Genomic DNA, 15189 nt, shown 5'->3' with positions numbered 1-15189 from the left:
TTTATGACAATGATCTGTGATGTAGCGCATGCCCGTTGGGCGAGAATGCCCGGGTTTGCACCTGTCTGAAGGAGTGCTCGATAAAATGGCGAATGAAAACTGGCCCGTTTACGGTGAGATCACCGGCCCTGTGGTGATGATCGGCTTCGGCTCGATCGGACGGGGCACGCTGCCGCTGATCGAGCGCCATTTCAAGTTCGACAAATCGCGCATGACGGTCATCGACCCGCTCGGCACCGACCGCGCGCTGCTCGACGAGCGCGGCATCACCTTCATGCAGGATGCGGTGACCGAGAAGAATTACAAGAAGCTCCTGACCCCGCTTCTGACCAATGGCGGCGGCCAGGGTTTTTGCGTCAACCTGTCGGTCGACACCGGCTCGGTGGATCTGATGCGACTCTGCCGCAAGCTCGGCGTGCTCTACATCGACACGGTCGTCGAGCCATGGCTCGGTTTCTATTTCGATGCCGAGGCCGACAATGCCAGCCGCACCAACTATGCGTTGCGCGAGTCGCTGCTCAAGGAAAAGCACGACAAGCCCGGCGGCGCGACCGCGGTCTCCACCTGCGGCGCCAATCCAGGCATGGTCTCGTGGTTCGTCAAGCAGGCATTGGTCAACCTGGCCACCGATCTCGGCCTCGAGTTTTCGGAACCCGCGCAGGAAGACCGCGAGGGCTGGGCGAAGCTCATGAGGAAGGCGGGCGTCAAAGGCATCCACATCGCCGAGCGCGACACCCAGCGCACCAAGAAGCCGAAGCCGATGGACGTGTTCTGGAACACCTGGTCGGTCGAGGGCTTCATCTCCGAGGGCCTGCAGCCCGCCGAACTCGGCTGGGGCACGCATGAGAAATGGATGCCCAAGAACGGCAAGAAACACAAACATGGTTCCAAGGCCGCAATCTATCTGGAGCAGCCCGGCGCCAACACGCGCGTGCGCTCGTGGTGCCCGACGCCAGGTGCCCAATACGGCTTCCTGGTGACCCACAACGAGGCGATCTCGATCGCCGACTTCTTCACCGTGCGGTCCAAAAAGGGCAAGGTTCAGTACCGCCCGACCTGCCACTACGCCTATCATCCCTGCAACGACGCGGTGCTGTCGCTGCATGAAATGTTCGGCGCTGCCGGCAAGGCGCAACCGGTACACCATGTGCTGGACGAAAACGAACTGGTCGACGGCGTAGACGAGCTCGGCGTGCTGCTCTACGGCCATGACAAGAACGCCTACTGGTACGGCTCGCAACTGTCGCTCGCCGAAGCGCGCAAGCTGGCGCCTTACCAGAACGCCACCGGCATGCAGGTCACCTCGGCGGTTCTGGCCGGCATGGTCTGGGCGCTGGAGAACCCCGAGGCCGGCATCGTCGAGGCCGACGAGATGAACTACAAGCGCTGTCTGGACGTGCAGTCGCAATATCTCGGACCGGTGAAGGGCTATTATACCGACTGGACGCCGCTCGATAATCGGCCCGGCCTGTTTCCGGAGGACCTCGACCGGAACGACCCGTGGCAATTCCGCAACATCCTGGTGCGATAGCGTCGCGCCAAGCATGCCTCACTGCCTTGCAATCGCCCGGAAATCGGGCGATTGAAGGATGCGGACGGGAGCAAGCCGCGTCCATCTGGACGCATGAACTACGCTCTTGAAACTTGGATGCATGCACCGTGCTTTCCGAAAGTCGTTTTCCGATTTCGGGCCGACGGGCGAGGAGAGGATTTTTACATGACCATTGCGCGCAAGATTCTTTCGATGAGTGTTGCGGCGGCCACGATGGTGGGGCTGGCCGCTTGTGCAACCAGCGGTCCCGACGAGCCGTCGATAGGGGCCGCGCCGAAGGGCGTCGAAGGCTCCTGGATCGACGCCAAGGGCACCGGTCTTTCGACCTTTGCCGGCGGAACCTTCACCACGGTGGCGACCGACACCGGCCAGAAGTTGTCCGACGGCACCTATACGATGACCGGCGCCACATCGGTCGAGATCCACGGAACCTCGCTGATCCGGCAGACGCCGGTGAGCTTCAATTGCCTGCTGGTGTCCACCAGCCAGCTCAACTGCACCAGCGGCTCCGGCCAGAACTTCGTGTTGACCCGGCGGGCCTGAACCACCAGGCATTCAAACCTCCAAAGGACGGCGGCCAATGGCCGCCGTCCTTTTTTGTGCCCAGCAGGGATCAACGGGATTTTGCCCCGATTTCCCCTTGCATGCTCCGGAACGCGATGGGAACATGGCTGAAAAAGCCGGCTGTTATAGACCGGTCAAGCAAGAGCGTTAAACGGCTCTGATCAGCCTATCCGGGAGACGAAGATGAAGAAGCTTGCCGCCATTGCCGCCCTTTCCGCGTCGACGCTGGGCCTGTCGGCCGGCGCATCTTTTGCCGACTACACGCTGAATATCCTGCACATCAACGACTGGCACAGCCGCATCGAAAGCAACAACAAATACGAATCCACCTGCTCGGCGGACGAGGAGACAAAGGGCGAATGCGTCGGCGGTGCCGGCCGGCTGGTCACGGCGATCGCGCAGGAGCGCAAGAAGCTGGAAGGCCAGAACGTGCTGTTGCTCAGCGCCGGCGACAATTTCCAGGGTTCGCTGTTCTACACGACTTACAAGGGCAAGGCCGAAGGCGAGTTCCTCAACGACATGAAGTTCGATGCCATGGCGCTCGGCAACCATGAATTCGACGACGGCGAAACGGCATTGGCGCCGTTCCTCGACATGATCAAGTTCCCCGTGCTCGGCGCCAATGTGAAAGCCAACGCGCAGTCCAAGCTCGGTGACCGCGTCAAGCCGTCCATCGTCGTCGAGGTCGGCGGCCAGAAGATCGGCATTATCGGCGCCGTCACCAACGATACGCCCGAACTCGCCACTCCCGGCCCCAACATCGCCATCGAGGACGACGTCAAGTCGATCACGGCCGAGGTCGAGAAGTTGAAGGGAGAGGGCGTCAACAAGATCATTGCCGTGACCCATATCGGCTACAACAGGGAGCGCGATGTCATAGCGAAGATCCCGGGCGTCGACGTGGTCGTCGGCGGCCACAGCCATACGCTTTTGTCCAACACCGATCCGAAGGCGGCAGGCCCCTATCCGACCATGGTCGACAATCCGGACGGCTACAAGGTGCCGGTCGTGCAGGCGGCGTCCTATTCGAAATATCTCGGCGAGTTCAAGGTCGTGTTCGACGACAATGGCGTCGTCAAGTCGGCGGGCGGCGACCCGATCCTCCTCGACAAGTCGATCACGCCCGATCCCGCCGTGCTCGCCCGCATAAAGGAGCTCGGCGCGCCGATCGAAGCGCTTAAGAACAAGGAAGTGGCCGAGACGACCGACGTCATCGACGGCAGCCGCGAGAGCTGCCGCGCCCGCGAATGCGCGATGGGCAATCTCGTCTCCGACGCCATCCTCGACCACGTCAAGGGACAGGGCGTCGAGATCGTCATCTCCAATGGCGGCGGCCTGCGCGCCTCGATCGACAAGGGCACCGTCACCATGGGCGAGGTGCTGACCGTGCTGCCCTTCCAGAACACGCTGGCGACCTTCCAGATCTCGGGCAAGGACCTCGTTGCCGGGCTCGAAAGCGGTCTCAGCCAGGTCGAGGACGGCGCCGGCCGCTTCCCGCAGGTGGCCGGCCTGAAATACGCCTTCGACAAATCCGCCCCGGCCAATGCCGGCCGCGTCAAGTCTGTCGAGGTGATGGAGAACGGCGCCTGGACGCCGCTCAATCCCGACAAGGACTATCTGGTCGCCACCAACAACTATGTCCGCCAGGGCGGCGACGGCTACAAGGTTTTCGCCGAAAAGGCCAAGAACGCCTATGATTACGGCCCCGGCCTCGAACAGGTGGTCGCCGACTATCTCGGCGCGCACCGGCCCTACACGCCCAAGCTCGACGGCCGCATCACCGAGATCGCCGCGACGACAGCGGCCGCGCCTGCGGCGGAGCCCGCCAAGCCAGCCGAAGCAATGCCCGATCTGCCTGCCAACTCCGGCGATATCGCCAACACGCCGCCGGCCGTGTCGACCGAGGCCGCGCCTGCGCCCGCACCGGCAACGCCTGCCGCTCCGGCAACGCCAGCACCTGCGGAACCGGCAAAGCCTGCCGAAGCCGCCCCTGCCCCGGCAACACCCGCGCCGGCTGAGCCGGCAAAGCCCGCCGAGGCCGCACCGGCCGAAACCAGCCATGTCATCGTCGCCGGCGATACCTATTGGGACCTGGCAAAGAAGGCCTATGGCGACGGCACCAGGTGGAAAGTCATTTCCGAAGCCAACAAGGGCTACGAGCCGCGCCGGCTTCCGGTCGGCGCCACCTTGACCATACCGCCGAGGTAACCGCCTTCGCCTTTGCGCGCAGGGACACCCGCCCGAAACAGGGCGGGCGTCCTGTTTTTGGTAAGGTGCGGCCAGACGCTGCATTGAAAAGCAGCGCGGCGTCGCTACTTTCGCGCCGTGTTCGGAGACCCGCAATGCCGCCTTCCATCCCTGTCGACGCCAAGCCCGCGAGGACCGTGGGACCGAGACCGGCCGGACATTCGCCGGCCAAGGCGGGCAAGGTCGGCGTCATGCTGGTCAATCTCGGCACGCCGGACGGCACCGATTTCAGGCCGATGTGGCGCTATCTCCGCGAATTCCTGTCCGACCCGCGCGTCATCGAACTCAACAAGGCGATCTGGTATCCGATCCTCTACGGCCTCGTGCTGACCACGCGACCGAAGAAGTCGGGCGCCAACTATGCCAGGATCTGGAATCGCGAGAACAACGAGTCGCCGCTGCGCACCTATACCCGCGCCCAGGCCGAGAAGCTGACCGTGGCATTGCGCGACCTGCCCGACGTGGTCGTCGGCTGGGCGATGCGCTACGGCAATCCCTCGACCGCGAGCGTCGCCGAAAGCCTGGTCGCGCAGGGCTGCGACCGCATCCTGACCTTTCCGCTCTATCCGCAATATTCGGCCACCACCACGGCGACTGCCAATGACCAGTTGTTCCGGGCGCTGATGAAGATGCGTGCGGCGCCTGCCGTCCGCAGCGTGCCGCCCTACTATGCCGAACCGGTCTATATCGAGGCGCTCGCCCATTCGATCGAACGGCATCTGGCCAGCCTCGATTTCGAACCGGAGGTGGTCATCACCTCCTATCACGGCATCCCGAAACCCTATTCCGACAGAGGCGATCCTTACCGCGAGCATTGCCTCGAGACGACACGGCTGCTGCGCGAGAGGCTCGGCTGGGACGAGAAGAAGCTGATCACCACCTTCCAGTCGCGTTTCGGCGCACAGGAATGGCTGCAGCCCTACACCGACAAGACGGTGGAGAAACTGGCCAAGGACGGCGTGAAATCGATTGCCATCGTCAACCCCGGCTTTTCCGTCGACTGCATCGAAACGTTGGACGAGATCGGCCGCGAGGCGGCGGAAACCTTCCATCATGCCGGCGGCGGAAGATTCGCGCACATCCCCTGCCTCAACGACAGTCCCGAAGGCATGGCGGTGATCGAGGCGATGGTGCGGCGCGAACTGTCCGGCTGGATCTGAAACCGGGAACAATGGACGTTCCGGGGCGTTGAGGCGCGCCCTCCGGAGACCATCGATGCCCCGCAAGCTCGACCTCAGAAGCGGCCGGCCAGTCTGGTCCGCCTATCGGGCACCCGCTGTCCCGACAAGCGCTCTGACCCGTGACGCCAAGGCCGATGTGCTGGTGATAGGCATGGGCATCAGCGGCGCCATGATCGCAGAAGCGCTGACGGCGGACGGCCATTCGGTGGTCTGCATCGACCGGCGCGGCCCGCTGAGAGGGTCGACGTCGGCGACCACCGCCCTGGTGCAGTTCGAGATCGACCAGCCGCTGACGGCACTCGGCAGGATGATCGGCAAGGCCTCGGCGGAACAGGCCTGGCGGCGCTCGCGTCTGGCCGTTTCCAACCTTGCCGGCCGCATAGCCGAGCTCTCCATCAACTGCCGCCTGAGCCGCGCCCCCTCCCTCTATCTGGCCGGTACCGTGCTCGGCCCATCGCAGTTGCGTGACGAGACCGAGGCGCGGCGACAGGCGGGCATCGCCGCGACCTATCTCGCCCCTGCGCCGCTGGCTGCGCGATTCGGCATCGAGCGCGACGGCGCCATCCTCAGCCATGGCAACATCGCGCTCGATCCGCGCAAACTGACCGCCGGATTGCTGCTGAAAGCGCTGGAGCGCAAGGCGCGCCTCTACGCCCCGGTCGAGGCGACCACGATCGAAGACAGCGCCAAGGAGGTCGTCGTCGCCACCAGGGGCGGCCCCACAATCACCGCGCAGCACGTCCTGCTCGCGACCGGCTACGAGTTGACCGACATCGTGCCGGCAGCCGCCCACCGCGTCATCTCGACATGGGCCATCGCCACACGCTCGCAGCCGCGAAAGATCTGGCCGGACGCGGCCCTCATCTGGGAAGCGTCGGACCCCTATCTTTATGCAAGGGCGACAGCCGACGGCAGGGTGATCTGCGGCGGCGAAGACGAGGATTTTATCGACAAGGAACGGCGTGACGCGTTGATCGCCGGCAAGAGCCTGAGACTGGCCAGGAAGCTCGGCCGCCTGTTCCCGGATCTGGACACCAGGCCCGATTTTGCCTGGACCGGCTCCTTCGGCACCACAACCACCGGCCTGCCCTATATCGGCGCCATCCCTGGGCATCCGCGCATCCAGGCCGTGATGGGCTATGGCGGCAACGGCATCGCCTTCTCGCAAATCGCATCCGAAATCGTTTCTGCCGCCATCGCCGGATCGGAAGATACGGACGCAAGCCTGTTCGCCTTCAGCCACCGGCAGCAGCGACACAAACAATCCCTCATCACCTGATTGTAACGTTGTTGAAACACACTTAAGTGTTTGCTGAAGCCGGCTGCGGGAGAATGGCTCCCATGGCTTGCCTCTTGAGGGAGAGCCAAATGGATTTCAGTGGTTTCGATATCGCGATTATTGTTCTGGTCGCTCTTGTCGTGCTGGTGCTGTTCAAAGGCATAAAGACAATCCCGCAAGGCTACAATTATACGGTCGAACGCTTTGGCCGTTACACGAAAACGCTGTCGCCAGGCCTCAACCTCATCGTGCCGTTCATCGATCGCATCGGCGCCAAGTTGAACATGATGGAGCAGGTGCTCGATGTCCCGAGCCAGGAGATCATCACCCGCGACAACGCCATCGTCGGCGTCGACGGCATCGCCTTTTTCCAGATCCTCAACGCGGCGCAGGCGGCCTACCAGGTTTCCGGCCTGCAGAACGCCATCCTCAACCTGACCATGACCAACATCCGCACCGTGATGGGCTCGATGGACCTCGACGAGCTGCTGTCGAACCGCGACGCGATCAACGAGCGCCTGCTGCGCGTGGTCGACGAAGCGGCCCATCCCTGGGGCATCAAGATCACCCGCGTCGAGATCAAGGACATCAATCCGCCCGCCAACCTGATCGAATCGATGGGCCGGCAGATGACGGCCGAACGCAACAAACGCGCGCAGATCCTTGCCGCCGAGGGCCTCAAGCAGTCGCAGATCCTCGAGGCCGAAGGCCGCAAGGAAGCCGCCTTCCGCGATGCCGAGGCACGCGAACGCTCCGCCGAAGCGGAAGCCCGCGCCACGCAAGTGGTGTCGGAAGCGATCTCCAAGGGAGATGTGCAGGCGCTCAACTACTTCGTCGCCCAGAAATACACCGAAGCGCTGGGCAAGATCGGTTCGGCCACCAACAGCAAGATCGTGCTGATGCCTTTCGAAGCGTCGTCGCTGATCGGCTCGCTGGGCGGCATCGGCGAGATCGCCAGGGAAGTGTTCAAGGGCGACGGGCCGTCCGGCACGCAGCGGCAGGTCTCACGACCTCCGGTCGTCAGGCCGAGCGACAACTAATGCCTTTGTGAGTGGATCAAAACCATGATCGACCGCATCGTTTCCGAACTCGGCCCGTGGAACTGGATGGTTCTGGGCTTCGTGCTTTTGGCGATGGAAATCATCGCACCGGGCATCTTCATGTTGTGGACCGGCATCGCCGCGCTGATCGTGGGCGCGGTATCGCTGCTGGTCTGGGATGCGGCCAGCTGGACCTGGCAGGTCCAAGTGCTCGTCTTCCTCGCGCTGTCGCTGGTCTCGGCATTGGTCGGCAAGAAACTCATCGGCGGACGCGACGAGCCGACCGACCAGCCGCTGCTCAACCGCCGTGGGGCGCAGATGATCGGCAGGATGGCGACGCTGGCCGAGCCGATCCGCGACGGCCGCGGCCGCATCAAGCTCGGCGACACGCTGTGGCGCGTCTCTGGCCCTGACCTGCCGGCCGGCACCCAGGTGCGCGTCACCGGAGCCGCCGACACCGATCTCGAACTGACCGTCGAGCGAGTGTGAAACCGGCTCCGCGCTAGCGCAATTCCAGGAAAAGTGTGTACGGTTTTCCGTCCGGAATTGTGCAGAAACAAAGAGATAGAGCAGTTCGCCGTTTCCGTGAAACGGTGAACTGCCCTACGCAGCGCCGATGCGCAAAAGATCGTGCAGGTGGACGAGCCCGACGGGCTTGTTGCCCTCCACCACCATCAGGCTGGTGATGGCTGAATTGTTGATCGTCTGCAGTGCGGTCGCCACCAGCGTGTCCGGCGCCGCGGTCTTGGGAGATCTCGTCATCACCTGATCGACGGTCATCGCCGTCAGGTTGCTGCCTATGTGACGCCTGATGTCGCCATCGGTGACGATGCCGATCAGCGCGCCGTCGGCGGCGGTGACCGCCACGCAGCCGAAGCCCTTGCGCGACAACTCCAGGATCGCGTCCTGCATGCCGGTGCCCGAAACGACCAGCGGCAATCTCTCGCCGACATGCATGATCTCGCGGATCTGCATCAGGTTGGCGCCGAGCTGGCCGCCGGGATGGAAGGTGCGGAAATGATCGGGCGTGAAACCCCGCGCCTCGAGCAGGGCGATCGCCAGTGCGTCGCCCATCACCAGTTGCAGCAGTGCCGATGTCGTCGGCGCCAGGCCATGCGGGCAGGCTTCCGGCGCACGCGGCAGCAAAAGCACGACATCGGCGGCGCGCGCCAGCGCCGATGTCTCACCGGACGTGATTGCAATGAGCGGGATGGAGAAGCGCCTGGAATAGGCGACGATGCCCATCATCTCCTTGCTTTCGCCCGACCATGACATGGCGATGATGGCATCGTCCCTGGCGATCATGCCGAGATCGCCGTGATTGGCTTCAGCGGGGTGGACGAAAAAGGCCGGCGTTCCGGTCGAGGCCAGGGTCGCGGCGATCTTCGAGCCGATATGGCCGCTTTTGCCGACGCCGGTGACGATGACCCGGCCTTCGATCCTCGAGATCATGTCGACCGCTTCGGCAAAGGGCTTCGCCAGCCCGTTTTCGAGCGCCTCGGCCAGCGCTGCCACTCCCGCCTGTTCGGTCGCCACCGTTCTTAGCGCCGAAGCGATCGAGGCCTGTCTGTCCAACGGCTTCTTGTCGAGGGATCGCGCATCCATGGCCGATGCGATTAGCGCTTTGTGCCGCGCCTGTCCAACGGAAATGCCTCCCCCGACCGTCTAGGAGAGCGGTTCGAATGAACGAAGCGCAAGGTCACGAATGTCGAGGCCTGGAACAATGAGCGCTTGGAAAAGCAATCGCCCCCCGCCTCAACCCTCCGTTAACCATCCCCATTTACGGTTCGGTAAGTATGGCGCGCGCTCGCGCCGCGCAAGCAGTGGTGGCGATGTCCGGGGCCCAGTCAGAAAAGACGAGAAGGCGAAAGAGCAAGGCTGCCTGCGCCTTGCTGCTGGCGACCAGCATCTTCGGCCTGCCGCGACCGACGCTGTCCTTCGCCCAGGAAACGGAGCTGCGCGGCGAGGTCTCGGAATCGGCGATCCTGTCCGACCAGCAGCGCAAAGCGAGACTGGCCGCCATAGCCGGTCAGGGTCAACAGCAGCCAGCGAATGCCGCCGGTCAGGACGACACGCCGTCGCGCACCTATCTGCCCGCCAGCGCCGGCGCTGCTCCTGACGATAGCGGTGCCGCCTCGCCCACTGGCAGCATCTTCGACCCGCCGGCGGCCGGTGACGACGTGACCGCCGACAATCCGCCTCCGCCCAAACCACGCCGGCCATCGGCCACCGGGCAGGCCAATGCGGACAAGGCCGCCGACAGGGCGAAGACAAAGAAAAAGAACACCACCGCGACGACCGACGCGACCACGACCGCCAGCACGGCCGACGATGCCGACGCCACCGTCACCGGCACCGGCACCGGCACCGACCAGGAGACCGCCAACCGCCGCGCCGTCACGATCGACAGCGTCGACCGGCAGCAGCTCGATCCGGGCGCCGAACGCACCGCTTCCATCGAAGGGCAGAAGAAGAAAATCGAGGACGATCCGTTCGCCGCTCCAGGCATCAAATGGGGCTCCTTCGTCATAAGGCCGACGCTGGAGCAGGGCCTGACCGCCACCTCGAACGGCGATTCCAGCAGTGCCGGCAAAGCGGCGCTGCTGTCCGAGACGGCACTGCGCTTTTCCGCCGCCTCCGACTGGCGCGAGAACTCCGCGACCATTGATGGTTATGGCCTCTTCCGCGAGACCGTCTCGGGCTACCCGGTTCACAATGAGCAAGGCCGCATCGAAGGCCAGCTCAATGTCGACCTCGACAACGAGCAACGCGCCGTCGCCAAGCTCGGTTACGAGGCCGTGCCGGAATCGGCCTCGTCGCCCGACGCCATTGCAGGCGTCAGCAAGCAACCGCTGCGCCAGACCATCGACGGCAGCCTCGGCATCGAAAAGGACGTCGGCAAGGCGCAATACACTTTGACCGGCGCGGTCTCGCACGACTTCTATGGCGATGCCAAGCTTTCTGACGACACCTCGCTGTCGCAGAAGGATCGTAACTCCACGCTTTATACGGCGACCTTGCGCACCGGCTACGAAATCTCCCCTGCCCTTACGCCTTTCACCGAAATCGAGCTCGGGCGCAGGGCCTATGATCAACGCTTCGACAATGAAGGTTTCGAGCGTTCATCAACGCGGCTTGGTGCCCGCGCCGGCCTCGAGCTCGACATGGGCGAGAAGCTCGCCGGCGAGTTCTCGGCCGGCTGGCTGCGGGAAGCGATCGACGACGACCGCCTGGGGGCGATCGCGGGTGCCACCGTGGACGCCGACCTGAAATGGTCGCCCGAACGCGGCACCACGATCGGCCTGACCGGGCGGACCACGGTCGAGCCCACGACCACCGCAGGTGAAAGCGGCGACATCCTCTATTCCGGCCGCCTCACGGCCGAACGCCAGATCCGCGCCAACCTGACCGGCAATGCCGCGCTGGGCCTGGACTGGCGCGATTATATCGGCATAGACGGCCATGACAGGGTGCTGAGCGCCGAAGCCGGGCTGACATGGTGGCTGAACCGCTATGCCGGCCTCACCACCCGCGCCAGGACCGAGAAGCTCACCAGCAACCTGCCTGGCCGCGACTACACCGCCAACAGCATCTATCTCGGCTTGAAGGTGCAGCGGTAAGCGCGGGCCGCTAAGCTGCGTGCCGCATCCGAGACATCGGCCAGACAGCGCCTCCCTTAAAGCGCCGCCACAACGTCCTCCGAAGGCGCCATCTCGTCGAGAAGCCTGCGGATAACGCCGGCCATGCTCTGGTTCATGTCGTTGCGCCAGAGCGCGAAGGCCACATTGGCCTCGACGAACCCTTCCGGCGATCCGCAATCGAAGGTGCGGCCCTGAAAGTGGTAGCCGTAGAAGGGCTGCTGCTTCTCCAGCTTCAGCATTGCGTCCGTGAGCTGGATCTCGTTTCCGGCGCCCTTCTCCTGGCCTTCGAGGATTTTGAAAATCTCGGGCTGCAATATGTAGCGGCCATTGATGTAGAGATTGGAGGGCGCGGTGCCGGTCTTCGGCTTTTCCACCATCTCGGTGATGCGGAAGCCATGATGGGTGGCTTCGCCCCGGCCGACGATGCCGTATTTATGGGTCTCGGCGGGATCGCATTCCTGAACCGCGATGATGTTGTTGCCGGTCTCGGCATAGAGGTCGACCATGTCCCTCATGCAGCTCTTTTCCGACTGCATGATCATGTCGGGCAACAACAGCGCGAACGGCTCGTCGCCGACCAGTTCGCGCGCGCACCAGACGGCATGGCCAAGTCCGAGCGGCACCTGCTGGCGAGTGAAGCTGGTCTGTCCCGGCCCGGGCTGCAGCCGCTGCAGCCTGGCGAGCTGGTCGTCCTTGCCGCGCTGGGCGAGCGTGTCATAGAGCTCGAACTGGATATCGAAGTGATCCTCGATGACCGCCTTGTTGCGCCCGGTGACGAAGATGAAATGCTCGATGCCTGCCTCGCGCGCCTCGTCCACCACGTATTGGATGACGGGCCGGTCGACGACGGTAAGCATTTCCTTGGGGACGGCCTTGGTGGCCGGGAGAAACCGCGTGCCGAGACCTGCGACCGGGAAAACTGCCTTGCGAACTCTCTTCATGCCTTCAATTATCCGTTTGCAGGCCGGCTCCGCAATCCCGCGCCGCGACATTTTCACGCCGGAATTCAGGATTATCGGGCGAATGAAGGGAAACTTGCACCGGTAGAAGCATCGAGGCGCCTTTTCGTTCCAGGGGCGGCCTATGGTAAACCAATTCCTAACCTGGTTCGGCGATGAATGGTCTTTCCCAAGACGGAGAAGGAGGAAAAGATGTCCGTTCGCAATGCCGCAAAGCGTTTAACGAGCGTCATGACGGCCGCCAGCCTCTCGCTCGCCATGCTGATGCCTGCCGGGCCGGCCTTCGCCGATGCCGGCTTCCGGCAATGGGTCGCCGGCTTCCGCGCCACCGCGGTGCAGGGGGGCGTTTCCGGCGCCGTCTATGACCGCGCCTTCAGGGGCATCGACGAACCCGATCCGGTGGTGCTGGAAAAAGCCCGAACCCAGCCGGAATTCACCGCGCCCGCCTGGGATTATTTCGACAACCGCGTCCACGACCAGTCGGTCGCGGTCGGCCAGCAGATGGCCAGGAAATGGAAGCCGTGGCTGGACAGGATCGAGGCGAGGTTCGGCGTTGACCGCAACGTCCTGCTGGCCATCTGGTCGATGGAATCCAACTATGGCGAGATCCTCAAGCGCGACGACATCATGCGCAATGTCGTCCGCTCGCTGGCGACCCTGGCCTATGGCGATCAGAAGCGGTCGAAATATGCCCGCACGCAACTGGTCGCCGCACTGAAGATCCTCCAGACCGGCGACATCGACGAGAGCCACCTCATGGGTTCCTGGGCGGGCGCCATGGGCCAGACCCAGTTCATCCCGACCAGCTACCAGCACTATGCCGTGGACATGGACGGCAACGGCAAGCGCGACATCTGGAATTCCATTCCCGATGCGCTGGCGACATCAGCCAATCTGCTCAAGAAGAATGGCTGGCAGGCCGGCAAGACCTGGGGCTACGAGGTGGCCTTGCCGGCCGGCAAGCTGCCCGCAGGCTCCAGGACGCTGGCGCAATGGCAGGCGCTCGGCGTGGTCAGGGCGAGCGGCAAGCCGTTCAGGAACCTCAGCGACAAGGCGACGTTGAAAGTACCGGATGGCCGCGGCGGCCCCGCTTTCCTGATGATCAGGAATTTCTCGGTCATCAAGGCCTACAACAATGCCGACAAATACGCGCTCGCCGTTGGCCTTCTTGCGGACGAGATCGCCGGTTCCAGCGGCCTCGTACAGGATTGGAAACGGCCTTTCACCAAGCTGACGTTCGAGGAAAGGCAGGAATTGCAGAAGCGGCTTTCCCAGCACGGCCTTTATGATGGCAAATTCGACGGCAAGATCGGCGACGGGTCGAAGTCGGCCATCATGGCCTATCAGGCAAAGGTCGGCTTGACCCAGGACGGCTATCCGAGCATGGAAGTGCTCAAATGGCTCAGGCAAAAATAGGGCCTGTCATGAACTGAGGAGGAGCGATTGGCTTGGGCTGCGCGCATCGGGACGTTCGTTCCCCGCATGCTGGTGCTGTTCCTGGCCGTCGCCGTGCTCGCCGTCGCCATGGCAGGCGCCTTCCATGCGCCCGCCATGGCGCAGGAGCAGCAAGGCCGCGGCTGGTCATTGCGTGACCTTCTGTTCCCGCGCCGCAGCGAGCGGATCGAGCCGCCGCTGGACATCCAGAAACCAAGGCCCAGGCCCAAGGCAAAAAAGCCGCGCGCGCCGCGTCCGCCCGCGGAACCGGAAATCCCGATCGCCGAGAAGGCGCCGGACGCCCGGGTCGTCCTGGTGGTCGGCGATTTCATGGCGGCCGGGCTCGCCGAAGGTCTCGACACCGCCTTTGCCGAGAATACCGGCGTCAGGATCGTCGTTCGCTCCAATGGCTCGTCGGGCTTCGTGCGCGATGATTTCTACAATTGGCCAGAACAGATCAAGTCATTGGTAGAGACAGAAAAACCCGCCGCCGTGGTCGTGATGCTGGGTTCCAACGACCGCCAGCCGATGAAGGTGGGGGATGTGCGCGAGCAGCCCCGTTCCGAGACCTGGACCAAGGAATACGAGCGTCGCACCGAAGCGTTCGGCAAGGCCATCGCCACGACCAAGGTACCTTTCCTGTGGGTCGGCATGCCGGCGTTCAGGGTTTCGAAGATGACATCCGACATGCTCGCCTTCAACGACATCTACCGTCAGGTGGCCGAAAGCCATGGCGGCGAATTTGTCGATATCTGGGATGGATTCGTCGATGAGAACGGCGCCTTCGTCACCAGTGGCCCCGACATCAACGGCCAGCCCGTGCGGCTGCGCTCCGATGACGGCATCAACATGTCGAAGGCCGGCAAGCGCAAGCTCGCCTTCTATACCGAAAAGCCGTTGATGAAGGTCCTGGGCCTGGCCGCGCCGGGAAGCGTCGCCCCGACCGCTGCTCCTGCCGGCGCGCCGGTCGAGGCGCCGGCGCCGGCCGCCGCTCCCATCGTCATTGACCGCACCGCGCCGATGCTGCTCAGCGATCCGGCGCTCGACGGCGGCACGGAACTGCTCGGCGCCGGACCGCCCGCGAAGGCCAACCCGGGCCTGCCCGGCGAAAAACTGGTAGTCGAGGGCAAGGCGCCGGTGGCTTCGCCCGGCCGCGCCGACGATTTCGCCTGGCCGCCGAAGACAAATCCGGCAGCCGCGGCCGCCAGGGCTGGCACGACGACGGCCATCACTCCTTAGCAACGCGGAGGGCCCGAAACCGTTTTCGGAACTCGCTGCTGCGAGCCATAGGA

The 15189-nt window shown here is 63.8% G+C and carries 12 protein-coding genes; 10 read left to right on the top strand and 2 right to left on the bottom strand.

The window, feature by feature from the left end:
• The first annotated feature begins 85 nt into the window (after positions 1-85).
• The 7 genes from FJ946_RS12035 (at position 86) to FJ946_RS12005 (ending at position 8352) form a co-directional block, all read left to right on the top strand.
• Positions 86-1531, top strand: coding sequence for a homospermidine synthase (locus FJ946_RS12035; protein ID WP_140522394.1), 1446 nt, complete (start codon positions 86-88; stop codon positions 1529-1531).
• Positions 1532-1717: 186 nt separating this feature from the next.
• Positions 1718-2095 carry a hypothetical protein gene (locus FJ946_RS12030; protein WP_140496275.1) on the top strand — a complete coding sequence of 126 codons (378 nt, stop codon included), beginning with the start codon at positions 1718-1720 and terminating at the stop codon, positions 2093-2095.
• 204 nt (positions 2096-2299) lie between these two features.
• On the top strand, positions 2300-4324 hold the full coding sequence (locus tag FJ946_RS12025) for a bifunctional metallophosphatase/5'-nucleotidase (protein WP_140566194.1): 2025 nt from the start codon (positions 2300-2302) through the stop codon (positions 4322-4324).
• 134 nt (positions 4325-4458) lie between these two features.
• The gene (gene hemH / locus FJ946_RS12020; protein ID WP_140566191.1) at positions 4459-5523 is read left to right on the top strand and encodes a ferrochelatase; all 1065 of its coding nucleotides are present in this window, start codon (positions 4459-4461) and stop codon (positions 5521-5523) included.
• A 55-nt stretch (positions 5524-5578) separates the two neighbouring features.
• Positions 5579-6823, top strand: a complete 1245-nt coding sequence (locus FJ946_RS12015; protein ID WP_140513682.1) for an FAD-binding oxidoreductase — start codon at positions 5579-5581, stop codon at positions 6821-6823.
• 89 nt (positions 6824-6912) lie between these two features.
• Positions 6913-7863 carry an SPFH domain-containing protein gene (locus FJ946_RS12010; protein ID WP_140513683.1) on the top strand — a complete coding sequence of 317 codons (951 nt, stop codon included), beginning with the start codon at positions 6913-6915 and terminating at the stop codon, positions 7861-7863.
• A gap of 24 nt (positions 7864-7887) precedes the next feature.
• Entirely contained in the window at positions 7888-8352 is a 465-nt protein-coding gene (locus FJ946_RS12005; RefSeq protein ID WP_140496280.1) for an NfeD family protein, read from the top strand.
• A 114-nt stretch (positions 8353-8466) separates the two neighbouring features.
• Here the strand turns inward: FJ946_RS12005 and FJ946_RS12000 are convergent, their stop codons facing one another.
• Positions 8467-9468: a KpsF/GutQ family sugar-phosphate isomerase gene (locus tag FJ946_RS12000; RefSeq protein WP_140496281.1), complete on the bottom strand. Its 1002-nt coding sequence runs from the start codon at positions 9466-9468 to the stop codon at positions 8467-8469.
• 227 nt (positions 9469-9695) lie between these two features.
• On the opposite strand from FJ946_RS12000, the gene FJ946_RS11995 reads away from it, so the two are divergent.
• Positions 9696-11483: an outer membrane beta-barrel protein gene (locus FJ946_RS11995; protein WP_181167716.1), complete on the top strand. Its 1788-nt coding sequence runs from the start codon at positions 9696-9698 to the stop codon at positions 11481-11483.
• 56 nt (positions 11484-11539) lie between these two features.
• Here the strand turns inward: FJ946_RS11995 and galU are convergent, their stop codons facing one another.
• On the bottom strand, positions 11540-12454 hold the full coding sequence (gene galU / locus FJ946_RS11990) for a UTP--glucose-1-phosphate uridylyltransferase GalU (RefSeq protein ID WP_181165245.1): 915 nt from the start codon (positions 12452-12454) through the stop codon (positions 11540-11542).
• A gap of 201 nt (positions 12455-12655) precedes the next feature.
• On the opposite strand from galU, the gene FJ946_RS11985 reads away from it, so the two are divergent.
• On the top strand, positions 12656-13879 hold the full coding sequence (locus FJ946_RS11985) for a lytic murein transglycosylase (protein WP_140513685.1): 1224 nt from the start codon (positions 12656-12658) through the stop codon (positions 13877-13879).
• A 27-nt stretch (positions 13880-13906) separates the two neighbouring features.
• Positions 13907-15136, top strand: coding sequence for a DUF459 domain-containing protein (locus tag FJ946_RS11980; RefSeq protein ID WP_140513686.1), 1230 nt, complete (start codon positions 13907-13909; stop codon positions 15134-15136).
• Positions 15137-15189: the final 53 nt, after the last annotated feature.

It is taken from the genome of Mesorhizobium sp. B2-4-7, from assembly GCF_006442685.1.
Lineage (GTDB): Bacteria > Pseudomonadota > Alphaproteobacteria > Rhizobiales > Rhizobiaceae > Mesorhizobium.
The sequence above is the reverse complement of the archived record's forward strand: the minus strand, read 5'-3'. Positions and strand labels throughout refer to the sequence as shown.